24 protein-coding genes and 1 pseudogene are annotated in these 23,795 nt (G+C 73.7%); 22 read left to right on the forward strand and 3 right to left on the reverse strand.

Annotated features, from left to right (window positions below; genetic code table 11):
- Positions 1–139 precede the first annotated feature (139 nt).
- From ACWDD7_RS06660 to ACWDD7_RS06695, 8 genes are all read left to right on the forward strand, one after another.
- Positions 140–2,695, forward strand: coding sequence for a SpoIIE family protein phosphatase (locus tag ACWDD7_RS06660; protein ID WP_450456586.1), 2,556 nt, complete (start codon positions 140–142; stop codon positions 2,693–2,695).
- Positions 2,696–2,800: 105 nt separating this feature from the next.
- Positions 2,801–3,520: a class I SAM-dependent methyltransferase gene (locus ACWDD7_RS06665; protein WP_351872265.1), complete on the forward strand. Its 720-nt coding sequence runs from the start codon at positions 2,801–2,803 to the stop codon at positions 3,518–3,520.
- 372 nt (positions 3,521–3,892) lie between these two features.
- Positions 3,893–4,726: a M55 family metallopeptidase gene (locus ACWDD7_RS06670; RefSeq protein ID WP_450456587.1), complete on the forward strand. Its 834-nt coding sequence runs from the start codon at positions 3,893–3,895 to the stop codon at positions 4,724–4,726.
- A complete protein-coding gene (locus ACWDD7_RS06675; protein WP_351872260.1) occupies positions 4,719–6,023 on the forward strand; it encodes a M20/M25/M40 family metallo-hydrolase in 1,305 nt (434 codons plus the stop codon). Before ACWDD7_RS06670 ends, ACWDD7_RS06675 begins: the two co-directional genes overlap by 8 nt.
- Before the next feature lie 24 nt (positions 6,024–6,047).
- Positions 6,048–8,000 (forward strand): prolyl oligopeptidase family serine peptidase, encoded by a 1,953-nt coding sequence (locus tag ACWDD7_RS06680; RefSeq protein WP_450456588.1) that lies wholly within the window; start codon positions 6,048–6,050, stop codon positions 7,998–8,000.
- Positions 7,997–8,920 (forward strand): S66 peptidase family protein, encoded by a 924-nt coding sequence (locus ACWDD7_RS06685; RefSeq protein ID WP_450456589.1) that lies wholly within the window; start codon positions 7,997–7,999, stop codon positions 8,918–8,920. The genes ACWDD7_RS06680 and ACWDD7_RS06685 overlap by 4 nt, the downstream gene beginning before the upstream one ends.
- 34 nt (positions 8,921–8,954) lie before the next feature.
- The gene (locus ACWDD7_RS06690; RefSeq protein WP_450456590.1) at positions 8,955–9,500 is read left to right on the forward strand and encodes a GNAT family N-acetyltransferase; all 546 of its coding nucleotides are present in this window, start codon (positions 8,955–8,957) and stop codon (positions 9,498–9,500) included.
- Between the two features lie 127 nt (positions 9,501–9,627).
- Entirely contained in the window at positions 9,628–11,586 is a 1,959-nt protein-coding gene (locus ACWDD7_RS06695; RefSeq protein WP_450456591.1) for a DUF5107 domain-containing protein, read from the forward strand.
- Positions 11,587–11,590: 4 nt separating this feature from the next.
- Here the strand turns inward: ACWDD7_RS06695 and ACWDD7_RS06700 are convergent, their stop codons facing one another.
- Positions 11,591–11,938 (reverse strand): VOC family protein, encoded by a 348-nt coding sequence (locus ACWDD7_RS06700; RefSeq protein WP_351872248.1) that lies wholly within the window; start codon positions 11,936–11,938, stop codon positions 11,591–11,593.
- Positions 11,939–12,018: 80 nt separating this feature from the next.
- On the opposite strand from ACWDD7_RS06700, the gene ACWDD7_RS06705 reads away from it, so the two are divergent.
- Positions 12,019–12,459: a phage holin family protein gene (locus ACWDD7_RS06705; RefSeq protein ID WP_351872246.1), complete on the forward strand. Its 441-nt coding sequence runs from the start codon at positions 12,019–12,021 to the stop codon at positions 12,457–12,459.
- A gap of 31 nt (positions 12,460–12,490) precedes the next feature.
- Here ACWDD7_RS06705 and ACWDD7_RS06710 read toward each other — a convergent pair.
- Positions 12,491–12,964 (reverse strand): annotated as a pseudogene (locus ACWDD7_RS06710) (LLM class flavin-dependent oxidoreductase).
- Positions 12,965–13,193: 229 nt separating this feature from the next.
- On the opposite strand from ACWDD7_RS06710, the gene ACWDD7_RS06715 reads away from it, so the two are divergent.
- Genes ACWDD7_RS06715 through ACWDD7_RS06775 form a run of 13 tightly spaced genes read left to right on the forward strand, consistent with a single transcriptional unit; the run spans position 13,194 to position 22,939 of the window.
- Positions 13,194–14,519 carry an NAD(P)/FAD-dependent oxidoreductase gene (locus tag ACWDD7_RS06715; protein WP_450456592.1) on the forward strand — a complete coding sequence of 442 codons (1,326 nt, stop codon included), beginning with the start codon at positions 13,194–13,196 and terminating at the stop codon, positions 14,517–14,519.
- 40 nt (positions 14,520–14,559) lie between these two features.
- A complete protein-coding gene (locus ACWDD7_RS06720; protein ID WP_450456593.1) occupies positions 14,560–16,407 on the forward strand; it encodes a transketolase in 1,848 nt (615 codons plus the stop codon).
- Complete coding sequence (ligD, locus tag ACWDD7_RS06725) at positions 16,404–17,339, forward strand: non-homologous end-joining DNA ligase (RefSeq protein WP_450456594.1); 936 nt, start codon at positions 16,404–16,406, stop codon at positions 17,337–17,339. Before ACWDD7_RS06720 ends, ligD begins: the two co-directional genes overlap by 4 nt.
- A 56-nt stretch (positions 17,340–17,395) precedes the next feature.
- Positions 17,396–17,875 (forward strand): gas vesicle protein GvpO, encoded by a 480-nt coding sequence (locus ACWDD7_RS06730; protein ID WP_450456595.1) that lies wholly within the window; start codon positions 17,396–17,398, stop codon positions 17,873–17,875.
- A 54-nt stretch (positions 17,876–17,929) separates the two neighbouring features.
- The gene (locus tag ACWDD7_RS06735; RefSeq protein WP_351872234.1) at positions 17,930–18,343 is read left to right on the forward strand and encodes a gas vesicle structural protein GvpA; all 414 of its coding nucleotides are present in this window, start codon (positions 17,930–17,932) and stop codon (positions 18,341–18,343) included.
- A complete protein-coding gene (locus ACWDD7_RS06740; protein WP_351872232.1) occupies positions 18,340–19,098 on the forward strand; it encodes a GvpL/GvpF family gas vesicle protein in 759 nt (252 codons plus the stop codon). Before ACWDD7_RS06735 ends, ACWDD7_RS06740 begins: the two co-directional genes overlap by 4 nt.
- Before the next feature lie 52 nt (positions 19,099–19,150).
- Positions 19,151–19,414, forward strand: a complete 264-nt coding sequence (locus ACWDD7_RS06745) for a gas vesicle protein GvpG (RefSeq protein ID WP_351872230.1) — start codon at positions 19,151–19,153, stop codon at positions 19,412–19,414.
- Entirely contained in the window at positions 19,411–20,082 is a 672-nt protein-coding gene (locus ACWDD7_RS06750; protein WP_450456596.1) for a DNA primase, read from the forward strand. Before ACWDD7_RS06745 ends, ACWDD7_RS06750 begins: the two co-directional genes overlap by 4 nt.
- Positions 20,079–21,323, forward strand: a complete 1,245-nt coding sequence (locus ACWDD7_RS06755; protein WP_450456597.1) for an SRPBCC family protein — start codon at positions 20,079–20,081, stop codon at positions 21,321–21,323. Before ACWDD7_RS06750 ends, ACWDD7_RS06755 begins: the two co-directional genes overlap by 4 nt.
- A complete protein-coding gene (locus tag ACWDD7_RS06760; RefSeq protein WP_450456598.1) occupies positions 21,320–21,667 on the forward strand; it encodes a gas vesicle protein in 348 nt (115 codons plus the stop codon). The genes ACWDD7_RS06755 and ACWDD7_RS06760 overlap by 4 nt, the downstream gene beginning before the upstream one ends.
- Positions 21,664–22,464: a GvpL/GvpF family gas vesicle protein gene (locus ACWDD7_RS06765; RefSeq protein ID WP_450456599.1), complete on the forward strand. Its 801-nt coding sequence runs from the start codon at positions 21,664–21,666 to the stop codon at positions 22,462–22,464. Before ACWDD7_RS06760 ends, ACWDD7_RS06765 begins: the two co-directional genes overlap by 4 nt.
- On the forward strand, positions 22,461–22,658 hold the full coding sequence (locus ACWDD7_RS06770) for a gas vesicle protein (protein WP_285552420.1): 198 nt from the start codon (positions 22,461–22,463) through the stop codon (positions 22,656–22,658). The genes ACWDD7_RS06765 and ACWDD7_RS06770 overlap by 4 nt, the downstream gene beginning before the upstream one ends.
- Complete coding sequence (locus ACWDD7_RS06775) at positions 22,658–22,939, forward strand: gas vesicle protein K (RefSeq protein ID WP_450456600.1); 282 nt, start codon at positions 22,658–22,660, stop codon at positions 22,937–22,939. Before ACWDD7_RS06770 ends, ACWDD7_RS06775 begins: the two co-directional genes overlap by 1 nt.
- 3 nt (positions 22,940–22,942) lie before the next feature.
- Here the strand turns inward: ACWDD7_RS06775 and ACWDD7_RS06780 are convergent, their stop codons facing one another.
- Complete coding sequence (locus tag ACWDD7_RS06780; RefSeq protein ID WP_351872214.1) at positions 22,943–23,764, reverse strand: class I SAM-dependent methyltransferase; 822 nt, start codon at positions 23,762–23,764, stop codon at positions 22,943–22,945.
- Positions 23,765–23,795 lie beyond the last annotated feature (31 nt).

Raw genomic sequence — 23,795 nt, forward strand, 5'->3', positions numbered from 1 at the left:
GGTCGCCGGTCCGCCGGCCGGTGCGATCATGTGAAACCAATTCCCGGATTGCCACACATCGCCACCGGCCGCCACCGTACGGTAGTGGCGGGCGGCACAGATCGTTTGCGAACAGCCGTGGGGAGAAGGGGCCTGGGTCATGGACCGTGGCAGCGAGCGGGGCACGGCTCCCGGGCGCGGCGCCGGCGACACCGAGGCGGGCCGGATTCCGCTTGCCGTGATCGTCGTGGGCCGCGACGGCCTGGTGTCCCACTGGAGCAGCGGTGCACGGCGTCTGTTCGGCGTGGCCCGCGAGGACGCCGTCGGGCGCCCGGCGGGCGATCTGCTCCCGGTCTCCGGCGCGCTCCCGGACCAGCTCCAGAGCGGTTCGGCACCGGACGCGGACGAGGCGTACGAGCCGTACGGCGGGCGGCCGAACGGCGAGGCGGCTTACGGTGGTTCGGCCGACGACGACCTGGGCCCCGACCTGGAGGCCTCCCTCGGCGGACACACCTCCTTCGCCACGGCCGGCCGCGCCCGCCTCTTCACGCACCGGCACCGGGAGACCGACGGCGAGCCGCATGCGGCCGACCGCGAGCCGGACCCCGACCGCGAGCGGCTCGACGTGCTCTGGTGGGCCTACCCGTTGGTCGGCCCCGGCCCCGCCCGGCTGCTGGTGCTCGCCGCCGACGCCACCCGGCTGCGCGAGGAGCGCGGCTACGACGACGAGACCGCCGAACGGATCGCGCCCGGCTTCGCCCGCCACACCGAACTGCCCGCCTTCGACGAACTCGAACGGCGGCTGCCGGAGATCCTGCCCAACATGGGTCCGGGCCTCAGCGCCCGCGTCGTCTCCCAGGTCCTCGACCTCGGCTACCCCGTCCTGGAGTTCAGCCGGTTCGAGCGGGTCCCGGTGACCCCGTACTGGGGCGTGCCCCGCCGCCCCGGCCGCGTCCCCGCCGAGGCCGTTCGCGTGCCGCGACAGCGCACGCCCGTCCTGACGGGCGCCCCGGCCGGCGCCGAACAGGACCTTGAGTACGCGGCCGTCCGCGAACGCCTCGAATTCCTCAACGAGGTCAGCTCCCGCATCGGCTCCTCCCTCGACCTCGGCGAGACCATCCGCGAGGTCACCAGCGCCGCCGTGCCCCGCTTCGCCGACTTCGCCGGCACCCATCTGCGCGCGGCCGTCCTCGCGGGCGAGGGCTTCCCGGACGGCCCGCCCGACGCCAGCACCGTCATGTTCCGCGTCTGGGTGGAGCACAACGACGAACCGGGCCGCTGGGACGACACCGTGCCGGCCGGCGAGGCCTTCGCCTTCCCCGAACACACCCCGTTCTACAAGTGCATGGTCACCGGCGAGCCGGTGCTCATCCCGAAGGTCACCGACGAGCTGTCCGAGCGCATCTCCGGCGAGTTCGAGAAGCGCGACCTCAGACCGCTGATCGGCGGCCGCTCCCTGCTGATCGTGCCGCTCAAGGCGCGCAACGTCGTCCTCGGCTTCATGGTGCTGATGCGCCGCCCCGACCGGCCCGAGTTCGACGACATGGACCGCACCACCGGCGCCGAACTCGCCGCCCGCGCGGGCCTCGTGCTCGACAACGCGCGCATGTACACGTACCAGGAGAACGTCGCCGACACCCTCCAGGACAGCATGCTCCCGCAGGTCACCCCGCGGATGGCCGGCTGCGACGTCGCCACCCGCTATCTGCCAGGCACCCGGCTCGGCCGGATCGGCGGCGACTGGTTCGACACCATCAAACTGCCCGGCTCCCGCACCGCCCTCGTCGTCGGTGACGTCATGGGCCACGGCCTCAACTCGGCGGCGATGATGGGCCAGTTGCGCACCGCCGTGCAGACCATGGCCGCGATGGAGACCCCGCCGGTCCAGCTCCTGCGCAACCTGGACGACCTGGCCCGCCGGCTCGGCGACAACTACCTCGCCACCTGTCTCTACGCGGTCTACGACCCGATCCGCGGCGAGGTCACCCTGGCCAACGCCGGACACATCCCGCCGGTGGTGGTGCGCGCCGAGGACGGCAGCAGCGAACTCCTCGACCTGCCCACCGGCGCGCCCATCGGTGTCGGCGGCGTCCCCTTCGAGGCCGCCCGGATCAGGGTCGCGCCCGGGGACCGGTTGGTGCTGTGCACCGACGGCCTGGTCGAGGTGCGCGGCTCGGACATCGGGGAGGGCCTCGCCGCGCTCTGCGAGTCCGCCGCGCATCCCGCCGCCTCCATGGACGCCGCCTGCGACACCATCATCCGCGCCCTCAACACCCGCGGCGGCCGCAAGGACGACGTCGCCCTGCTGATGGCCCGCCTCAACGGCATACCCGCCGAGCACGTCGCCGAGTGGTGGCTCCACAACGAGCCCCGCGAGGTGGGCCGGGCCCGTCGCCTGGTCCGCGAGCAACTCCTCGCCTGGGGGCTGCCGCAGACGGTGGAGACCGCCGAACTGCTGGTGAGCGAGGTCGTCTCCAACGCCGTGCAGCACGCCGAGGGCGACCGGGTCGGGCTGCGGGTGGTGCGCACCGACGCGCTGCTGTTCGAGATCACCGACGACGAGCCCGCTCTGCCCGCGATGATCGCCGCCGGCCCCCGGGACGAGTACGGCCGCGGACTGCGCGTGGTCAGCAGGCTCGCCCGCGAATGGGGCGCGAGCGCCACCGGGCACCGTAAGACGGTCTGGTTCGAACAGTCGGTCACGGCGAGCCGCTGAACCAGGGGTGATGCCGGTACGTCCGGTGAAGGTGGCCGCCCGACCCTTGCCCGCGGCCCGGCCCGCACGATATCCCGATCATGGCAACCGATCGTGGGAGAGTGCATGAACGTTTCGGACAACTACCGCGGCAACTGGGAGAGTTACTGGAGCGAGACCTCCGACGCTCCGGGCGAGGCGATCTGGGACTCGGATGCCTCGCTGGCCGCCGAGCCGCACTCCGCGCTGCTCCTGCCGCACGCCGACCCGGCCCGCACCATAGTCGACCTGGGCTGCGGCAACGGCACCCAGACCCGCTACCTGGCCACCCGGTTCGCCCGCGCCGTCGGCGTCGACCTCTCGCAGGCGGCCGTCGAGCACGCCCGCCGCGCCGCGGGTGACGCGCCCGTGGAGTTCGAGCAGCTGGACCTGACCGACAGCGACGCGGTGAAGGCCCTGCACGACCGGCTCGGCGACTGCAACGTCTACATGCGGGCGGTCATCCACCAGAGCGAGCCCGCCGCGCGCCCCGCGGTCGCCGCCGCCGTCGCCACGCTCCTCGGCGGCGCGGGCCGCGCCTTCGTCGTGGAACTCACCCCCGCCTCCCGCGACGTCCTCAAGCGCGCCGCGGCCGAGCCGTCCGGCCCGCCGCCCAAGCTCCAGCGCGTCTTCCACCATCACCTCAAGCCCGCCGACGCCGACGAGGGCGAGATCCCGCGCCTGCTCGGCGAGGCCGGCCTGACCGTCCTCGCCGAGGGCGACACCGTCCTGCCGCAGACCGAACACCTCACCGACGGCACCCGCATCGACCTGCCGGCGCGCTGGTTCGTACTCGCGGGGAGGTAGCGGCGCGGGACGGCGGCCGAGGGCGCCGTCCCGTGCACCGGTGTCCGGGGCCTCGGACGCGGGCTCGGGTGCCGGGTTCGGGCGGGCGGAACGGGCCGAGCCGTGGTCGTGCCCTGGGGAGGCGGCGTAGTCGGCGTGGCCGGACAGCGGCCGGGGCGGACGTCCGGACGCACCGGCGGAAGACGATCGAGCCCACGGCCGCCCCGGCGCCGACGGCCACGGCCAGGGGCAGGGCCGGGACGAGCCAGGCGGCACGGGGCGGACCCGCCGGGGCCGGTGCGGGGGTACGCCTCTCACCGATGAGGGGTGCCGCCACGCGCCTCGGTGGCTTTTGGTGGTCCGGGGACCCCGCAACGCGTAACGTGACGCCCCATGAAGATCCTCATCAGTGCCGACATGGAGGGGGCCACGGGCGTCACCTGGCCGGCGGACGTGCTGCCGGGGACGCCGCAGTGGGAGCGGTGCCGGGGGATGTTCACCTCGGACGTGAACGCCGCCGTACAGGGTTTCTTCGACGGCGGCGCCGACGAGGTGCTCGTCAACGAGGCCCACTGGACCATGCGCAACCTGCTGCTCGAACGGCTGGACGAGCGGGTGGAGATGCTCACCGGGCGGCACAAGGCGCTGTCCATGGTGGAGGGCGTCCAGCACGGGGACGTCGACGGGATCGCCTTCGTCGGCTACCACGCCGGCGCGGGCATGGAGGGCGTGCTCGCCCACACCTACCTCGCCAACCAGATCACCGGCGTCTGGATCGACGACGTCCGCGCCAGCGAGGGCCTGCTCAACGCGCACGTCGTCGCCGAGTACGGTGTCCCCGTCGTCCTCGTCACGGGCGACGACGTGGCCTGCGAGGACGCGCTCGGCTATGCGCCCGAGGCGCTGAAGGTCGCGGTCAAGGACCATGTGTCGCGGTACGCGGCCGTGTGCCGCACCCCGGCCCGCACCGCGGCCGACATCCGCGCCGCCGCCAAGGAGGCCGCGCGGCTCGCCGTGCGCCACGAGCCCGTCGAGGCCGGGCCGTTCACCGTGGCCGTGGAGTTCGACGCCGAGCACCTGGCGATGGCCGCGACCGTGGTCCCGGGTGTCGCGCGCGTCGGCGAACGGAAGGTGGCGTACACCAGCGCCACCATGTACGAGGGCATCCGGACGTTCAAGGCGGTCACCACGATCGTCTCCGCCGCCGTGGAGGAGCAGTATGGCTGACGCGCAAGCCCTCGAAGAGGTCGTGGAGTTCACCTCGGGGCTGATCCGGATCGACACCACCAACCGGGGCGGCGGCGACTGCCGGGAGCGGCCCGCCGCCGAGTACGCGGCCGAGCGGCTGGCCGGCGCGGGGCTCGAACCGCTGATGCTGGAGCGCACCGGGGGCCGCACCAATGTGGTCGCCCGGATCGAGGGCACCGACCCGGGTGCCGATGCCCTGCTCGTCCACGGCCACCTCGACGTGGTGCCGGCCGAGGCCGCCGAGTGGAGCGTGCACCCGTTCTCCGGGGAGATCCGGGACGGGGTGGTCTGGGGGCGGGGCGCCGTCGACATGAAGAACATGGACGCGATGATCCTCGCGGTCGTCCGTTCCTGGGCCCGCGAGGGCGTGCGGCCCCGCCGCGACCTGGTCATCGCGTTCACCGCCGACGAGGAGGCCAGCGCCGAGGACGGCTCCGGGTTCCTCGCCGACGAGCACGCCGAGCTGTTCGAGGGCTGCACCGAGGGCATCAGCGAGTCCGGCGCCTTCACCTTCCACGACGGGGCCGGGCGGCAGATCTACCCGATCGCGGCCGGGGAGCGCGGCACCGGCTGGCTCAGGCTCACCGCGCGCGGCCGCGCGGGGCACGGCTCCAAGGTGAACAACGAGAACGCGGTCACCCGGCTCGCCGCCGCCGTGACCCGCATCGGCGAGCACGAGTGGCCGCTGCGGCTCACCCCGACCGTGCACGCCGCGCTCACCGAACTGGCCGCGCTGTACGGCATCGACGCCGACTTCCGCGACATGGACCGGCTGCTGGAGAAGCTGGGCCCCGCGGCCGAGCTGGTCGAGGCTACCGTCCGCAACAGCGCCAACCCGACCATGCTGGACGCCGGTTACAAGGTGAACGTCGTCCCGGGAGAGGCCGTCGCCCATGTGGACGGACGCTATCTACCGGGCGGCGAGGAGGAGTTCACCGCCACGCTCGACCGGCTCACCGGCCCGGACGTCGACTGGGAGTTCGAGCACCGTGAGGTCGCCCTCCAAGCACCGGTGGACGCACCGCTGTTCGGGCGGATGAGGGACGCCGTGAAGGAGTTCGCGCCCGAGGGACACGTCGTGCCGTACTGCATGTCCGGCGGCACCGACGCCAAGCAGTTCTCCCGGCTCGGCATCACCGGCTACGGATTCGCCCCGCTGAAACTGCCCGAGGGCCTCGACTACCAGGCGCTCTTCCACGGCGTGGACGAACGGGTGCCCGTCGAGGCGCTGCACTTCGGCGTCCGCGTCCTCGACCGCTTCCTGCGCACGGCCTAGACGACATTGGGGGAGGAGCACAACATGCTCAGGACGCCGTACGGCACCTGGCCGTCACCCATCGACGCGGCACTCGCCGCCGCCCACGACGGCCGGCCCGACTGGGTGGGCTTCGTCGGGGACGAGACCTGGTGGACCGAACCCCGCCCCGGCGAGGGCGGCCGCCGCGCGCTGATACGGCGCCGCGCCGACGGCACCGAGGAGTCACTGCTGCCCGCGCCGTGGAACGTGCGCACCCGCGTCATCGAGTACGGCGGCCGGCCCTGGACCGCCGTCGCCGAAGGCGCCGCGCCCGTCGTGGTGTTCGGGCACTTCGCCGACCAGCGCCTCTACCGGTACGAGCCCGGCGGCGACCCCCGCCCGCTCACCCCCCTCTCCCCGGTCGGCGGCGGACTGCGCTGGGCGGAACCGCACATCGACCTCGCACGGGGCGAGGTGTGGTGCGTCCTGGAGGAGTTCACCGGCGACGAGCCCGGCGACGTGCGGCGCGTCCTCGCCGCCGTACCGCTGGACGGCTCGGCAGCCGAGGACCGGGGCGCGGTGCGCGAACTCACCGAGGAGCGGCACCGGTTCGTCACGGGGCCCCGGCTCTCCCCGGACGGACGCCGCGCCGCCTGGCTCGCGTGGGACCACCCGCGGATGCCCTGGGAGGGCACCGAACTGCGGGTCGCGGAGGTCGGTGAGGACGGCCTCCTGCACGACGCGCACACCGTCGCCGGCGGAGCGGACGAGGCCGTCGCGCAGGTGGAGTGGACGGCGGACGGCAGGCTCCTGTACTCCAGTGACCGCGGCGGCTGGTGGAACCTCCACCGCGACGGCGTCCCGCTGTGCCCCCGTGAGGAGGAGTTCGGCGGCCCCCTGTGGCAGCTGGGCCTGCGCTGGTTCGCGCCGCTGGACAGCGGGCTGATCGCGGTCGTGCACGGCAGGGGCTCGACCCTGCTCGGCATCCTGGACCCGGAGTCCGGGGAGATCGTGGACGCGGCCGGGCCGTGGACCGAGTTCGCCCCGAGCCTCGCCGTGCACGGCGGCCGGGTCGTCGCCGTCGGCGCCAGTCCGCGCACCGCCTACGAGGTGGTCGAGCTGGACACCACCACGGGCCGCGCCCGTGCCGTCGGCGCCCGCCACCGGGACCCGGTGGACCCCGCCTACTACCCCGAGCCGCAGCTCCGCGTCTTCACCGGACCCGACGGCCGCGAGGTGCACGCACAGGTCTTCCCGCCGCACCACCCCGGGCACGCCGCGCCCGACGGCGAGCTGCCGCCCTACGTCATCTGGGCGCACGGCGGCCCCACCAGCAGGGTGCCGCTCGTCCTCGACCTGGAGATCGCCTACTTCACCTCCCGGGGCATCGGCGTCGCCGAGGTCAACTACGGCGGCTCCACCGGGTACGGCCGCGCCTACCGTGAGCGGCTGCGCGAGCAGTGGGGCGTGGTCGACGTGGAGGACTGCGCGGCCGTCGCCCGCGCGCTCGCCGAGGAGGGCACCGCGGACCCCGGGCGGCTCGCGATCCGGGGCGGCAGCGCGGGCGGCTGGACCACCGCGGCCTCCCTCACCGGCACGAACGTCTACGCCTGCGGCACCATCCTCTACCCGGTCCTGGACCTGACCAGCTGGGCCTCCGGCGGCACCCACGACTTCGAGTCGCGCTACATGGAGTACCTGATCGGCCCGTTCACCGAGGTGCCGACCCGATACACCGAGCGCTCGCCCGCGAGCCACGCCGACCGGCTCACCGCGCCGTTCCTGATGCTCCAGGGCCTGGACGACGTCATCTGCCCACCCGTCCAGTGCGAGGAGTTCCTCGCCCGCGTCCAGGGCAGGGGCGTCCCGCACGCCTACCTCACCTTCGAGGGGGAGGGCCACGGCTTCCGCAGGGCGGAGACCGTGATCCGCGCCCTGGAGGCCGAACTCTCCCTGTACGCCCAGGTCTTCAAGCTGGACGTGCCCGACCTCCCCCGACTGGAGCTGCGCCGATGAAGCCCCTCACCCGCCCGCCGCGGCTGGCCCCGGGCGCCCGGGTGGCCGTCGTCGCCCCCAGCGGACCCGTGCCCGAGGAGCGTGTCCAGGCGGGCCTCGACGTGCTGCGCGGCTGGGACCTCGACCCCGTCGTCATGCCCCATGTCCTCGACCGGCACGCCGAGTTGGGCTACCTCGCGGGCCGCGACGCCGACCGGGCCGCCGATCTCCAGCGCGCCTGGTGCGACCCGTCGGTGGCCGCGGTGCTGTGCGCCCGCGGCGGCTACGGCGCCCAGCGCATGGCCGACCTGGTCGACTGGGAGGCGATGCGCGCGGCCGGGCCGAAGGTCTTCGTCGGGTTCAGCGATGTCACCCACCTGCACCAGGCGTTCGCCACCCGGCTGGACCTGGTCACCCTGTACGGGCCGGTCGCCGCCGGCATCGACTTCATCAAGAGCGCGCGGGCGCAGGAGCACCTGAAGGCCACCTTGTTCGCGCCCGAGACGGTACGGACCCTCACCACGGCCGGTACGGCCCTGGTTCCCGGCCGGGCCCATGGGGTGACCCTCGGCGGCTATCTCGGCGGGCTCGCCGCCGACCTCGGCACGCCACTCGCCCGCACCGGCGCGCGCGGCGGACTGCTGATGATCGAGGACGTCACCGAACTGCCGTACCGCATCGACCGGTTGATCACCCAGCTGCTGCGCTCCGGCTGGCTCGACGGGGTCGCCGGGATCGGGCTCGGGTCCTGGGAGCGCTGCGGTCCGTACGAGGAGGTGCGCGCCGTCCTCGCGGACCGGCTCGGCGGCCTCGGGGTGCCGGTCCTGGAGGAGATGGGGTTCGGGCACTGCGAGGACGCGCTGACGGTCCCCTTCGGGGTCGCGGCGGAGCTGGACGCGGACGCGGGGACGCTGACGCTGACGGAGCCCGCGCTGAGCTGATCTCGGTCCTGGCGGGGGCGCGTAAGCTGGCCGAATGCCGCACATCGCCTCCCGTTACCTCGCCGAAGGCCCCCGCGTGGGCATCCGCCACTTCACACCGGAAGACGGCCCCGAGTTCACCGCGCGTGCCCGCGAGAGCAAGGACCTGCACCGGCCGTGGCTGTTCCCGCCGGACAGCGAGGACGCGTACGCCGACTACGCCGGGCGGCTGATCGAGGACCCGACGAAGGCGGGCTTCCTGGTGTGCGAGCGCGACGGCGGGGGCATCGCCGGGTTCATCAACATCAACAACATCGTCCGGGGCGGCTTCCGGTGCGGCGCCCTCGGCTACGGCGCGTTCGCGCACGCGGCCGGGCGGGGCCTGATGCGCGAGGGCCTGGGCCTGGTGATCGGGTACGCCTTCGGTCCGCTGGGACTGCACCGCCTGGAGATCAACGTCCAGCCGGAGAACGTCGCTTCGGTCGCGCTGGCCCGGGGCGCGGGGTTCCGCCTGGAGGGCTTCTCCCCGAAGATGATCTACATCGACGGGGACTGGCGGGACCACGAGCGGTGGGCGCTCACCGCCGAGATGCGCGACTGACGTCCCGCGGACCGGCGCCTCGGCCGCGGCGCTCCCCGCCGCGGCCCCCCGTCGCGTCGTTCCCGCTGTCCCTTTGCGCAATCCTGACCGGCAGCTCCCCTGGCCGAGTCACCGCGCGCCGGGTTCCATGGTCATCGTGACGAGGATCCGACGTGAGGTACTGACCCTGCCCGCAGCCGAGTTGGGCCCGGACAACCCGCTGCCGCCGCTGCGCCCGCTCGACGAGGTCCACCGCGTCGACGCCCGCGACCTGGAGGGCCTGCCCCGGGACATGGCGCGCGGGCTCGGGTACGCGCCGCTGCGCAGCCTGCTGCCGGTCCGCGTCCGCGACGGCTACGGCAGGAACCGCGAACCCCGCTCCCTCGACGCCCTGGTGATCGAGAACGACCGGCTGCGCGCCATCGTCCTGCCCGGCCTCGGCGGCCGTGTCGTCTCCCTGTTCCATCTGCCGACCGGCCGTGAACTCCTGTACCGCAACCCGGTGTTCCAGCCCGCCGACTTCGCCCTCAACGGCGCCTGGTTCTCCGGCGGCATCGAGTGGAACATCGGCGCCACCGGCCACACCACCCTCTCCTGCGCGCCCCTGCACGCCGCGCGCGTCCCCGCCCCCGACGGCGGGCAGATGCTGCGTCTGTGGGAGTGGGAGCGGCTGCGCGACCTGCCCTTCCAGGTCGACCTGTGGCTGCCGGACGGCTCCGACTTCCTCTACGCCGGCGTCCGCGTCCGCAATCCGCACGAGCACCCGGTGCCCACGTACTGGTGGTCCAACATCGCCGTGCCCGAGGAGGTCCGGGTCCTGGCCCCGGCCGAGGAAGCCTGGCACTTCGGCTACGAGCGGCGCCTGCGCCGGGTCCCCGTCCCCTCGCACGACGGCGTCGACCGCACCTACCCCCTCAACAGCCCCTACCCCGCCGACTACTTCTACGAGGTCCCGGACGGCCGGCGCCGCTGGATCGCCGCGCTGGACGCGGACGGGCACGGGCTGGTGCAGACCTCCACCGATGTGCTGCGCGGCCGCAAGCTGTTCGTGTGGGGCAGCGGGACGGGCGGCCGCCGCTGGCAGCAGTGGCTCACCGAGCCCGGCACCGGCGGCTACTGCGAGATCCAGGCGGGCCTCGCCCGTACCCAGCTGGAGCACGTACGGCTGGACGCGGAGAGCGAGGTGTCCTGGCTGGAGGCGTACGGCCCGCTCGCCGCGCCGCCGGCGGGGGAGTGGTCACAGGCCGTCCGGCAGGCCGAAGGACAGCTGGAGTCGGCGCTGCCCCGCGCCCGCGTCGAGGAGGCGTACGCGGCGTGGCGGCCGTACGCCGACACCGAGCCCGGTGAGGCCCTCGCCACCGGCTCGGGCTGGGGCGCCCTCGAAGTGCTGCGTACCGGGTGGAAGCTGCCCGGCACGCCCTTCGCCGAGTCCACCCTCGGCGAAGCCCAGGAACCCTGGCGGGAGTTGCTGCGCACGGGCAGCCTGCCCGCGCCGCCCCGGGCGGAGCCGCCGGGGGAGACCCTGGTCGCCCGGCACTGGCGGGACCTGCTGGAGACCGCGCCCGCCACCGCCCACGCCGAGTACCACCTCGGCATCGCCCAGTGGCACGCGGGCGATCGCGCCCAGGCCGTGCGCAGCTGGGAACGGGCCTTGCCGCTCGCCCCCTCGCGGTGGCCGCTGCTGCGCGCGCTGGCCGTCGCCGACGAGGACGACGGCCACCACGAGCGTGCCGCCGACCGGTACGCCGACGCCTTCGCCGACCTGTGCCGTGAGGACGGTGACGACGGGGACCGGACCGCCGTGCGGGCCGCGCTCGGCCGCGAGACGCTCGAAGCGCTGCTGCGGGTGCGGCGGGCGGCGGACGCCCGCGCCGTCTGGGAACGGCTGCCGCCGGCCGTACGGAAGCGGGGCCGGTTCCGGCTGCTGGAGGCGGAGCTGCTGCTCGCACAGGGGCGGCGCGCCGAGGCACGGGCCGTCTTCGACGCGGGGTTCGAGGTCGCCGACCTGCGGGAGGGCTCGCGCGTGCTCGACCAGGCGTGGGCCCGGCTGACCGGCGAACCCCTGCCCGCCCGCTACGACTTCAGGATGCGGCCGGACTCCGCCTGAGTCCTCAGCTGTGCTGGTCCACGTACTCGAAGATCGATCCGTCCGGGTGCATCGCGAGCAGATTGCGGCCCACCGGCGTCGGCACCGGCTCCACCAGGATGTGGGCGCCGAGGCCGGTGAGCAGCTGGTGCACCTCGTCCACGTCCTTGACGGCGATGGTCGCGGTGACCTTGCGCAGGATCTCCAGCTCCGCCTCCGGACCGCTCATCAGCAGGAAGGAGCCGATCGCGGCGACCTGGACGCCGCCGCGCTCGAAACGCTGCGCGGTGCCGCCGGCCAGCCGCTCGTAGAAGGGGATCGCGGTCTCGATGTCGGCCACACAGATACGCAGCGAGGCGCCCAGAATCTCCATGCGTCCGAGCCTAGTTGGGACGGGGGCCGCCGCGCAGGCCCCCGGAGTTACCCGAGGTGCGCGCAGGGTACCCGCCTGACATGAACCGTTCGGAACCTTTGGATCATCTGGAACATCTCGACAAGGAGCTGGTCGAGGAACTGGCTCAGGTGGCCCGCGTGACGGTACGGGAGGAACTGCGCGAGCAGACCCGCAAGCAGCGCCGTACCGCCGTGCTCTACGGCGCGTCCGGCGCCGCCGCCCTGTACGCGGGCGGCGCGGTGGCCCTCGCCGTCGGCCTGGCCCTGGCGATCGGGCTGCCCGGCTGGGCGGCCGCGCTGATCACGGGGGCGCTGATGGCCGCGGTGGCGTACGCGCTGCGTGCCGGTGCCCATTCCGCGGGACGCGGACCGCACCCGCCGCACCGCGTGGTCGGCGGCACCCCGCCGGCCGCCCCGCCGGGCGGCCTCGGAATGCCGTACCCGCCCCTCCCCAAGGACCCGCCGCGTACCCCCGCCGACATGGACGACCCGCACCGGTAGGCGACCGCAGGGGCGGGCCGTCCTTCCGAGGTCAGCCCCCGGCCGGCCGGGGCAGCACCTTCGTACGGTAGAAGTCGAAGAAGCCCCGCTGGGTCGGGACCGATCTGGTTGACGTACACGCGGTCGAACCCGGCGTCGGCGAAGGCGCGCAGGGCGGCGGTGTGTTCGTCCGGGTCGTCGCCGCAGACCACGTTCGCCCGCACCATGTCCTCGGTGACCAGCTCGTGCAGCTGCTCGAAGTGGCGCGGGGAGGGCAGGACCTGGCCCATCTCGCCGGGCAGCAGCTCGGGGACGGTGTAGAGGCGGGTGGGCAGCGACACCGCCTCCGACAGCGCGCCGATCACCGACCACACGAAGGGGCTCTGGCCCTGCGCGCGTTCCACGGGTGGAAGTGGTCCGAGATCCACAGCGCCTGGAAGCCGGCCTGCTCGGCCATCCGCGCCTGCTCCACGAGCCCGGCCGGACCATGCTCCTCGCTCGCCAGGAAGTAACCGTACCGGGGCATGGGCGCACCTCCGCGTGCGGAAAGCGGGTGTGGACATCCCGGCCCGGGTAACCGGGGGTACCGGGCCCGAAACGCCGGCCATGGGGGCGCGGGGAGACCCACCCCGCCCCGTCGGCGTCGAATCCGGAGGCATCCGTGTCCGCCGCCCGGGTGACCGCCCCCGGCGTTTGGTTGCCCCGGCCCCGGATACGCGGAACACCTCGCACGACCCCACCGCCGGAGGCGCACCGTGAGTCGACCGCGCGTGGTGATCGTCGGCGCCGGTTTCGCCGGTTACCGGGCCGCCCGGACCCTGGCCCGGCTGGCCCGGAACCGGGTGGAGATCACCCTGCTGAACCCGACCGACTACTTCCTGTACCTGCCCCTGCTGCCCCAGGTCGCCGCCGGCGTCCTGGAGGCCCGCAGGGTCACCGTCTCCCTGCCCGGCACCCTGCACGGCGTCCGCCTGGTGCTCGGCGAGGCGGACGGGATCGACCTCGACGCGCGCACCGTCCACTACACGGGCCCCGAGGGCGACACCGGCATCCTCGGCTACGACCGGCTGGTCCTCGCCGTCGGCAGCGTCAACAAGCTCCTCCCCATCCCCGGCGTCGCCGAGCACGCGCACGGCTTCCGCGGCCTGCCCGAGGCCCTGTACCTGCGCGACCACGTCACCCGGCAGATCGAGCTGGCCGCCTCCGAGGACGACCCCGCCGTCCGCGCCGCCCGCTGCACCTTCGTCGTGGTCGGCGCCGGCTACACCGGCACCGAGGTCGCGGCGCACCTGCGCCTGCTCACCGACCGGCTGGTCCGCCGCCGGCCCCTGCCCGGCGGGGTGCGGCCGCGCTGGCTGCTGCTCGACGTCGCCCCGCGCGTCCTGCCGGAACTGGACGAACGCCTCTCCCGCATCGCCGGCCGGGTACTGCGCGAGCGGGGCGTCGAGGTGCGCACCGGCACCTCGGTGCGGGAGGCCACCCACGACGGGGTGCTGCTCACCGACGGCGACAGCGTCCCCTCCCGCACCCTCGTGTGGTGCGTCGGCGTCCGTCCCGACCCGCTGGTGGCGGCGGTCGGCCCGCCACTGGAGCGCGGCCGGGTGGTCGTGGACCCGTGTCTGGGGATGCCCGGCAGGGCCGAGGTGTTCGCGTGCGGGGACGCGGCCGCCGTACCCGACCTGGACCGCCCCGGCGCGCTCACCCCGATGACCGCCCAGCACGCGTGGCGGCAGGGCCGTGTCGCCGCGGAGAACGTGGCCGCCTCGCTCGGCCTCGGCCGGCGCCGCCGCCCGTACCGCCATCGCGACCTGGGCTTCGCCGTCGACCTCGGCGGGATGCGGGCCGCCGCCGACCCGTTCGGCATCGCGCTGTCCGGCCCGGCGGCCGGCGCCGTCACCCGCGCCTACCACCTGGCCGCGCTGCCCGGCAACCGGCTGCGCGTGGCCGCCGACTGGCTGCTGGACACCGTACTGCCGTGCCAGGGCGTCCAGTTGGGCCTCGTACGGTCCTGGGCGGTCCCCCTGGATTCCGCCTCTCCGGAACTCCCCCGGGAGCCCCCGGACGCGCCCACGCCCCGGTAGCCCACCCGATCCACCCATCCGATCTCGCCCAAGGAGAGCCATGGACACCGCCGAACTCGCCGAACTCGGACAGCAGTTGCGCGTCGACAGCGTACGGGCCGCCGCAGCGGCGGGCTCCGGGCACCCCACGTCCTCGATGTCCGCCGCCGACCTTGTGGCCGTGCTGCTCGCGAACCATCTGCGCTACGACTTCGAGCGCCCCGAACACCCCGCCAACGACCGCTTCGTCCTGTCCAAGGGCCATGCCTCGCCGCTGCTGTACGCCGCGTACAAGGCGGCCGGCGCCATCGAGGACGGCGAGCTGGTCACCTTCCGCAAGCTCGGCAGCCGCCTCGAAGGGCACCCGACGCCCCGCCGGCTGCCCTGGGTGGAGACGGCCACCGGCTCCCTCGGCCAGGGACTGCCCGTAGGGGTCGGCATCGCGCTGGCCGGGCTGCGCCTGGACCGCACCGGCTACCGGGTGTGGGTGCTGTGCGGCGACAGCGAGCTGGCGGAGGGCTCGATCTGGGAGGCCGCCGAGCACGCCGGGTTCGAGCACCTGGACAACCTGAAGGTGGTCGTGGACGTCAACCGGCTCGGGCAGCGCGGTCCCACCCGGCACGGCCACGACCTGGGCGCCTACGCCCGCCGCTTCCAGGCCTTCGGCTGGCACACCATCGAGATCGACGGCCATGACGTGGACGCGATCGACCGGGCGTACGGGGAGGCGCTGTCCACCACCGGGCAGCCCGTGGTGATCCTCGCCCGCACCCTCAAGGGCAAGGGCGTGGCCGCCGTACAGGATCAGGAAGGGCACCACGGCAAGCCGCTGCCCGACGCCGACGAGGCCATCGCCGAACTCGGCGGCCCCCGCGGACTGCGCATCCGCGTGGGCGAGCCGCCGGCCGCCGCCACGCTGCGCGACCGCACCACCGAGGTGGTCCGGCTGCCGCGCTACGACCAGGGGGACGAGGTCGCCACCCGGGACGCCTTCGGCGCCGCCCTCGCCGCGCTCGGCGACGCGCGCGGCGACATCGTCGCCCTGGACGGCGAGGTCGGCGACTCCACCCGCACCGAGGAGTTCGCCGAGGCGCACCCCGACCGCTTCTTCGAGTGCTACATCGCCGAGCAGCAACTCGTCGCCACCGCCGTGGGAATGGCGGCGCGCGGCTGGGTGCCGTTCGCCGCGACCTTCGCCGCGTTTCTCACCCGCGCCCACGACTTCGTGCGCATGGCGTCCATCAGCGGCTCCGGGATCAACCTCGTCGGCTCGCACGCCGGGGTCGCCATCGGACAGGACGGGCCCTCCCAGATGGGCCTGGAGGACCTCGCCATGTTCCGGTCCGTGTACGGCTCCACGGTGCTCTACCCGTGCGACGCCCACCAGACCGCCCGGCTGGTCGCCGCCATGGCCGGGCTCGACGGCATCCGCTATCTGCGCACCTCGCGCGGCAGGACGCCGGTGCTCTACGGCCCCGACGAGGAGTTCCCGGTGGGCGGCAGCAAGACGTTGCGCTCCTCGGAGGAGGACCGGCTGACGGTCGTCGCGGCGGGGGTCACCGTCCCCGAGGCGCTGGCGGCCGCCGACCGGCTCGCCGAGGACGGCATCGCGGTCCGGGTGATCGACCTGTACTCGGTCAAGCCCGCCGACGCCGAGACGCTGCGCCGCGCCGCCGAGGACACCGGGTGCCTGCTCACCGTCGAGGACCACCACCCCGAGGGCGGTCTCGGGGACGCGGTCGCGGAGTCCTTCGCCGACGGCCGGCCGGTGCCCCGCCTGGTCCGGCTCGGGGTCCGTACGATGCCCGGCTCGGCCGCCCCGGACGAGCAGCTGCATGCCGCGGGCATCGACGCCCTCGGCATCGTGGCGGCGGCGAAACTGCTGGTGGAGGAGGCGATGGTGCGGTGAGCGACGGTGAGCCGCGGCGGATACGGGCGGGCCGCCGCACGGTGGAGATCCAGCGGCCGGGGAAGGTCCTCTTCCCCGGCCGCGGGGGCGCGAAGGAGTACACGAAGGGCGACCTCGCGGAGTACTACCACTCCGTCGCCCCCTACCTGCTGGCGCACCTGCGCGGCCGCCCGCTGATGCTGGAGCGCTACCCGGACGGCGTCGACGGGCCGCGGTTCATGCAGAAGAACATCCCGGAGCACTACCCGCGGTGGATCACCCGCGCCGAGGTCGCCAAGGAGGGCGGCACCGTCACGCACGTCGTGTGCGACGACACCGCCACCCTCCTCTACCTCGCCGACCAGGCCTGCATCACCTTGCACCGCTGGCTGTCCCGCACCGACCGCGCCGCGGGACCCGACCACCCCGACCGGCTGGTGTTCGACCTCGACCCACCCGACGACGACTTCGCCCCCGTCCGCGAGGCCGCCGGCCTGCTGCGCGCGCTGCTGGACGAACTCGCCCTGCCCGCCGCCCCGATGACCACCGGCTCCCGCGGACTGCACCTCGTCGTCCCGCTCGACGGCCGCCAGGACTTCGACGAGGTACGGCGGTTCGCGCACGAGGTCGCCGAACTCGCCGCCGCCCGGCACCCGGACCGGCTCACCACCGCCGTCCGCAAGGACGACCGCGGCGGCCGTCTCTACCTCGACGTGCAACGCAACGCCTACGCCCAGACCGCCGTGGCCCCCTACACGGTCCGCGCCCGTCCCGGCGCCCCCGTCGCCGTGCCCCTCGCCTGGGCGCAGCTCGACGAGCCAGGGCTCGACGCCCGCCGCTGGACCATCGCCGACGCCCTGGAGCAGGCCCGTACCGACCCCTGGGCGGACCTGCCGGCCCGCGGCCGCGGTCTCGGGCCCGCCCGCCGGCGCCTCGCGGACCTGCGCGTCTGAGGACGGCCCGAAGGTTTGGCCACGGGATGAGCGGCCACCCGCACCAAGAGGTGGCCATGTCGAACACACATCGCACATCGCGGACACAGGGTTCACAGGAACCCCCGGAAGAAACCGAACAAGAACCCCGGCGAGAGGCCGGACAGGAACCGAGGCAAGAGCACCGGAAGGTCCGGAAGGTCCGGAAGGACCCGGCCCCGCAAGGTCACCGGACGCCCCCGGAGGGCGACCGGTCCACCGGCACCGGGCAGGCGCCCGACGGCAGGCGGCCGGGCCCCATGGAGGTACTGCGCCAGGCGCGCGGCCAGCTCGCCGAGCTGACCGGGCTCGTGCCCGAATCGGTCTCCTCCTTCGAGCAGACGGAGGACGGCTGGTCGCTGGAAGTGGAGGTGCTGGAGCTGGCCCGGGTGCCGGACACCATGAGCCTCATGGGCGGCTACCAGGTCGAACTCGACCGGGACGGTCAGCTCACCGGCTACCGGCGAGTCCGCCGCTATGAGCGTGGCAGAGCCGATCCACGCCCCGGCGGCCGCTAGACGGGCCGCGAGGACCGACCGATCAGTAACTACCCTGGAGGAGGAACGGCCGGTATGACCGTTGTCCCTGCACAGCAGACCGGCGGCGGAGGCAGCAGCGGCCTCTACGACGTACTGGAACTGGTACTCGACCGCGGCCTGGTGATCGACGCCTTCGTGCGTGTCTCCCTGGTCGGCATCGAGATCCTGAAGATCGACGTCAGGGTCGTCGTGGCGAGCGTCGACACCTACCTGCGCTTCGCCGAGGCCTGCAATCGCCTCGATCTCGAATCCGGACCCAACAAGAGCCCCGGCCTGCCCGACGTGGTCGGCCAGGTCACCGAGTCCGGCGCGCGCGGCAAGTCCAAGGGCGCCCTGTCCGGTGCCGCCGAGACCATATCCGACGCGTTCAAGCAGGCCCGCGAGGAGGGCGAGGACCGGCCCCGGGCCCGCAGGTCCCCGGCCCGCCGCAAGGAGGAGCAGGAGTGAGCACGTACGTCTACGGGATCACCGCCCGTTCGCATCCGGCCCTCCCCGAGGGGATGACCGGCGTGGGCGAACCGGCCCGGCCCGTGCGGATCCTCACCGAGGGCGAGCTGGCCGCCCTGGTCAGCGACGCCCCCGAGGGCCTGCGCCCCAAGCGCCGGGACCTGCTCGCGCACCAGAACGTGCTCGCCGAGGCGGGCGCCGCCGGCTGCGTGCTGCCCATGCGGTTCGGCAACGTGGCCCCCGACGACGACACCGTCACCCAGGTCCTCGGCGAGCGCGCCGACCACTACCACGAGCGGCTCGCGGCCCTGGACGGCAAGGTCGAGTACAACGTCAAGGCCAACCACGTCGAGGAGGCCGTCCTGCACCTGGTGATGGCCGAGCAGCCGGAGCTGCGCGCCCTCGCCGAGGCCAACCGGAAGGCGGGCGGCGGGAGTTACGACGACAAGCTGCGCCTCGGCGAGATGGTCGCCGGCGCCGTCAAGGCCCGGGAGGCGGCGGACGCCGCCGAGGTGCGGGGCCTGCTTGAGCCGGCCGCCGCCGCGGTCAGCGCCGGGCCCCAGTCCACCGGCTGGCTGCTCAACGACTCGTTCCTGGTCGCCAGGGACACCGCCGAGGACTTCCTGGCCGCCGTCGAACGGGTCCGCGCCGGCCGTCCCCACCTGGAACTACGCGTCAACGGACCGCTGCCGCCGTACAGCTTCGTCGAACCGGGCCCCGCCCAGCCGGCGGACGTCCCCGCCGAGACCCCCTGACGGGCGGCGGAACGACCCGAGCGGCCCGCACGGACGCCGGAAGGAGGACCCCGTGGGACTGATCAAAGAGGTACTGCTGCTGCCCTTCGCGCCGGTGCGCGGCAGCGGCTGGGCGATCAACCAGGTGCTCCGCGAGGCGGAACGGATCTATTACGACCCCGCCACCGTACGGGCCGAACTCGCCCGGCTCGAAGAGCAGCTGACGTCGGGCGAGATCACCGAGGAGGAGTTCGACCGGCGCGAGGACGAACTGCTCGACCGGCTGGAGGCCGCACAGGGCCCCGGCGACACCACAGGCAACGGAACGGGACGATGAACCGAACGGCAATGGGCCTCGCCGTAGGGGCCGGATACCTCCTGGGACGCACCAGGAAACTGAAGATGGCACTCGCGGTCGGCTCGCTCGTGGCGGGCAAGAAGCTCAACCTCGGCCCGGGTGCGCTCGCCGACCTCGCCCGTCGGCAGCTGCGCGACAACCCGCAGTTCAAGGAGATCGGCGACCAGCTCCGCGAGGACCTGCGGAGCGTCGGCAAGGCGGCCTCGGGGGCCATGGTCGAACGGCAGATGAGCAGCCTCGCCGACCGCCTGCACGACCGTACGGCCCAGGTGCGCGGCGAGCTCTCCGGAGCGGCCGCGGGCAAGGCCGCGGAAGAGCGGGACGACGGCCGCGAGGACGCCGAGGGGCGCGAGGACGCAGAGGACCGCGCGGGCCGCGGAACCGCGCGTGACGGGGGACACGAAGGCGACCGCGACCGCGGAACCGGCCGCCACGAGGAGCCGCGCGGCGGCGGGGCCGGCGGGACGTCGCGCGCGCAGAAGCCCGCCGCCAGGAAGACCGCGGCGCGGCGCACGGGTCCGGCCGAGAAGTCCGGTCCCGCGAACAAGAAGGCGGCGGGCAAGAAGGCCGCCGCGCAGCGCCAGCCGGCCGCGAAGAAGCCGGCCGGCTCCCGCGGCGGTTCCGCGAAGGGCGGCGAGGAACGATGACCGAAACCCTGGGATCCGCGGCCTCGGCCGCAGGACGGGCCAAGGGCGCCACCAAGGACAACCCCCTGACCGACCTCGCCCACAGCGAGGCCGCCGACCGGCTGAAGGCGGAGGCGCAGGAGTATCTGTCGGCGCAGGCCCAGCGGCTGCTCACCGGTCTCGGCCGCAAGCTCGGCGAGACCACCGGCAAGCTGAACGACATCGCCGAGGGCAACAGCCCCGGCTTCGGGCGCCTCGCGCTCGACGGCGGACGCAAGCTCGCCGAGGGCAAGGGTCCGCTGCGCACCGCGCTGGAACTCGGCGCCTCCAGGGCCAAGGACAATGTGAAGGACGCCCTGAAGAACCTCGTCGGCGGCAAGAAGGGCGGCAAGGGCCGCGGCGGCAACAAACCCACCGTGATCATGGAGTCCGTCGACGTCGGCGTGCCGCTGCGCACCGCCTACGACCAGTGGACCCAGTACCAGGACTTCTCCACCTTCGCGCAGGGCGTCAAGAGCGCCGCCCGCGTGGGCGACACCGAGTCCGACTGGCAGGCCAAGATCTTCCTGTCCAGCCGCAGCTGGAAGGCCAAGACCACCGAGCAGGTGCCCGACCAGCGCATCCAGTGGACCTCGCAGGGCGCCAAGGGCAGTACCAAGGGCGTCGTCACCTTCCACGCCCTCGGCGACAACCTGACCCGGATCCTGCTGGTCATCGAGTACTACCCGAGCGGCTTCTTCGAGAAGACGGGCAATATCTGGCGGGCCCAGGGCCGCCGCGTCAGGCTGGACCTGAAGCACTTCGCCCGTTTCATCACCCTCAAGGCGGAGGCGGAGGACGGCTGGCGCGGCGAGATCCGCGACAGCGAGGTCGTCCGCAGCCACGAGGACGCGGTCGCGGAGGAGGAGTCCGAGAAGTCGGAGGACGAGGAGCCCGAGGAGGCCGAGGAGTCCGAGGAGCCCGAGGAGACCGAGGAGACCGGGGAGACCGGGGAGACCGGGGACCGGGAATCCGGGGAGCCGGAGGACCGGGCCGAGGACCAGGAGCCCGAGGAGCCCGAGGAGCCCGAGGAGTACGAGGGCGAGGACGAGGACCGGTACGCGGACGAGGACGAGCGCCGGGAGCCCGAGGAGCCCGAGGAGCCCGAGGAGCCCGAGGAGCCCGAGGAGGACGAGTACGACGAGTACGAGGACGAGGAGGACGAGTCCGAGGGTGACGAGGAGGAGGAACCCGAGTACGCGGAGCGGGGGAGCCGTCGATGACGACCCCAGCCCCCCGGTCCGGCGGTTTTCCCGACCCGTACGGCCACAGCTCGGGCGCGAACCTCGCCGACATCCTGGAGCGCGTCCTCGACAAGGGCGTCGTCATCGCCGGTGACATCCAAATCAACCTGCTCGACATCGAACTGCTCACCGTGAAACTGCGGCTCATCGTCGCCTCGGTGGACAAGGCGAAGGAGATGGGCATCGACTGGTGGGAGAGCGACCCGGCCCTGTCCTCCCGGGCCCGCCGGGACGAGCTGACCCGGGAGAACGCGGAGCTGAGAGAGCGGCTGGCCCGGCTGGAGGAGCTGGAGCCGGGCCGCGTACGGAAGGAGGCGCCATGACCGGACTGCGCTACGTCTACGCCATCTGCCGTCCCCTCGGGGCGCCCCTGCAGGCCCAGCTGACGGGCGTCGGGGGTGCTCCGCCGGCCATGCTGCCCCACCACGGGCTGATCGCGGTGGTCAGTACGGTCCCCGAGGCCGACTTCTGCGAGGAGGGGCTGAAGGCCCACCTGGAGGACCTGGACTGGCTGGCCGCGACCGCCCGCGCCCACCAGGGCGTGATCGACGCGCTCACCACCGTCACCACCCCCCTCCCGCTGCGCCTCGCCACCGTCTTCAGGGACGACAGCGCGGTGCGCATCATGATGGAGGCCCGGGAGGCGGACTTCCTGCGCGCCCTGGACCGGCTGGAGGGCCGGGTGGAGTGGGGCGTCAAGGTGTTCACGGAGCCCGCCCCCGAGCCGGCCGAACCCGTCGGGAAGTCCGACAGGCCCGCGAGCGGCCGGGACTATCTGCGCCGCCGCCGCGCCGACGCGCGGGCCCACGAGGAGGGCCTCCAGGCCGCCGAGGCCTTCGCCCGGTCCCTGCACGATCGGCTGTGCGCCCAGGCCGAGGACTCCCGGCTGCACCCCCCGCAGAACGCGGCGCTGTCCGGCGCGCGCGGCCGCAATGTGCTCAACGCCGCCTATCTGGTGCGCCGGGACCGCTCCGAGGAGTTCGTGGAGCTGGTGGACCGCACGAAGGACGAGGCCGGAGGGCTGCGGGTGGAGCTGACCGGGCCGTGGGCGGCGTACTCGTTCAGCGGGCTCAGCGAGGAGGAAGCGCGGTACGGCGTGACAGCGGGTGAGCGCCGGTGACCGTCGTGGAACGCCGGGAGATCGCGCTGGTCGATCTGCTGGACCGGCTGCTGGCAGGCGGCGTCGTCATCACGGGCGACGTCACGCTGCGCATCGCCGACGTGGACCTCGTCCGCATCGACCTGAACGCGCTGATCAGCTCGGTCAACGAATCCGTGCCCTCACCGTTCGAGCTGCCCGCGAAGGAGCTGTGATGTCTGCGCGCAACCGGCTCGACCTTGAGCCCGACACGGTCGAGCGCGACCTGGTGAAACTCGTCCTCACCGTGGTGGAGCTCCTGCGCCAGCTGATGGAACGGCAGGCGGTACGGCGCTTCGACACCGGCGACCTGACCGAGGAGCAGGAGGAGCGGATCGGGCTCACCCTGATGCTCCTGGAGGACCGGATGGCCGAGCTGCGCGACCGCTACGGGCTGCGGCCCGAGGACCTCAACCTGGACCTCGGGCCGCTCGGCCCCCTGCTGCCCCGCGACTGAGGCTCACGCCTCCTTGCGGCACAGGATCTCCCCGTGCAGGACCGCGAACCAGCCGTCCTCCTGCCGCCCCCACTCCCGCCAGGCGTCCGAGACCGCGCGCAGCCGCTCGGGCGTGGCATGACCGGACGCCGTAGCCCGTTCGGCGTAGGCGGAGGCGAGCGTGCGGTCCGCCCACAGGCCGCTCCACCAGGCGCGTTCCTCCTCGGTGGCGAAGGTCCACGTGCCACAGGTCGCGGTGATGTCCCGCAGCCCCGCGGCCCGTGCCCAGGACTTCAGCCGGCGTCCGGCGTCCGGCTCGCCGCCGTTGGCGCGGGCCACCCGCTCGTACAGGTCCAGCCAGTCGTCCAGGCCCGGCAGCGCCGGGTACCAGGTCATCGCGGCGTAGTCCGCGTCCCGTACGGCGATGAGCCCGCCCGGCCGGGTCACCCGCCGCATCTCGCGCAGCGCCTGCACCGGGTCGCCCACGTGCTGGAGCACCTGGTGGGCGTGGACCACGCAGAAGGTGTCGTCCGGGTAGTCCAGGGCGTGGACGTCGGCGACCGCGAAGTCGACGTTGGCCAGGCCGCGCGCGGCGGCCGTCTCCCGGGCCTGCTCCAGGATGCCCGGCGCGTGGTCGACGCCCGTCACATGGCCGTCGGGCACCAGCTCCGCCAGGTCCGCGGTGATGGTCCCGGGGCCGCAGCCGATGTCCAGGACCTTCATGTGCGGCTTGAGGGAGCCGAGCAGGTACGCCGCGGAGTTGGCGGCGGTCCGCCAGGTGTGCGACCGCAGCACCGACTCGTGGTGCCCGTGCGTGTAGACGGCCGTCTCCCGTGCTTTCGGCATGCCCGTACCCCTTCTCGTCGCGCCGGCCGGA

The organism is Streptomyces sp. NPDC001056, from assembly GCF_053598955.1.

What these genes read in the sequence shown, in the direction of transcription:
- ACWDD7_RS06730 (WP_450456595.1), top strand. Translation starts at nt 17,396, where the DNA reads ATGTCGAACACACATCGCACATCGCGGACACAGGGTTCACAGGAACCC.
- ACWDD7_RS06670 (WP_450456587.1), top strand. Translation starts at nt 3,893, where the DNA reads ATGAAGATCCTCATCAGTGCCGACATGGAGGGGGCCACGGGCGTCACC.
- ACWDD7_RS06735 (WP_351872234.1), top strand. Translation starts at nt 17,930, where the DNA reads ATGACCGTTGTCCCTGCACAGCAGACCGGCGGCGGAGGCAGCAGCGGC.
- ACWDD7_RS06765 (WP_450456599.1), top strand. Translation starts at nt 21,664, where the DNA reads ATGACCGGACTGCGCTACGTCTACGCCATCTGCCGTCCCCTCGGGGCG.
- ACWDD7_RS06700 (WP_351872248.1), bottom strand. Translation starts at nt 11,938, where the DNA reads ATGGAGATTCTGGGCGCCTCGCTGCGTATCTGTGTGGCCGACATCGAG.
- ACWDD7_RS06695 (WP_450456591.1), top strand. Translation starts at nt 9,628, where the DNA reads ATGGTCATCGTGACGAGGATCCGACGTGAGGTACTGACCCTGCCCGCA.
- ACWDD7_RS06675 (WP_351872260.1), top strand. Translation starts at nt 4,719, where the DNA reads ATGGCTGACGCGCAAGCCCTCGAAGAGGTCGTGGAGTTCACCTCGGGG.
- ACWDD7_RS06755 (WP_450456597.1), top strand. Translation starts at nt 20,079, where the DNA reads ATGACCGAAACCCTGGGATCCGCGGCCTCGGCCGCAGGACGGGCCAAG.
- ACWDD7_RS06780 (WP_351872214.1), bottom strand. Translation starts at nt 23,764, where the DNA reads ATGCCGAAAGCACGGGAGACGGCCGTCTACACGCACGGGCACCACGAG.
- ACWDD7_RS06690 (WP_450456590.1), top strand. Translation starts at nt 8,955, where the DNA reads ATGCCGCACATCGCCTCCCGTTACCTCGCCGAAGGCCCCCGCGTGGGC.
- ACWDD7_RS06665 (WP_351872265.1), top strand. Translation starts at nt 2,801, where the DNA reads ATGAACGTTTCGGACAACTACCGCGGCAACTGGGAGAGTTACTGGAGC.
- ACWDD7_RS06750 (WP_450456596.1), top strand. Translation starts at nt 19,411, where the DNA reads ATGAACCGAACGGCAATGGGCCTCGCCGTAGGGGCCGGATACCTCCTG.
- ACWDD7_RS06775 (WP_450456600.1), top strand. Translation starts at nt 22,658, where the DNA reads ATGTCTGCGCGCAACCGGCTCGACCTTGAGCCCGACACGGTCGAGCGC.
- ACWDD7_RS06685 (WP_450456589.1), top strand. Translation starts at nt 7,997, where the DNA reads ATGAAGCCCCTCACCCGCCCGCCGCGGCTGGCCCCGGGCGCCCGGGTG.
- ACWDD7_RS06720 (WP_450456593.1), top strand. Translation starts at nt 14,560, where the DNA reads ATGGACACCGCCGAACTCGCCGAACTCGGACAGCAGTTGCGCGTCGAC.
- ACWDD7_RS06705 (WP_351872246.1), top strand. Translation starts at nt 12,019, where the DNA reads ATGAACCGTTCGGAACCTTTGGATCATCTGGAACATCTCGACAAGGAG.
- ACWDD7_RS06660 (WP_450456586.1), top strand. Translation starts at nt 140, where the DNA reads ATGGACCGTGGCAGCGAGCGGGGCACGGCTCCCGGGCGCGGCGCCGGC.
- ACWDD7_RS06760 (WP_450456598.1), top strand. Translation starts at nt 21,320, where the DNA reads ATGACGACCCCAGCCCCCCGGTCCGGCGGTTTTCCCGACCCGTACGGC.
- ACWDD7_RS06680 (WP_450456588.1), top strand. Translation starts at nt 6,048, where the DNA reads ATGCTCAGGACGCCGTACGGCACCTGGCCGTCACCCATCGACGCGGCA.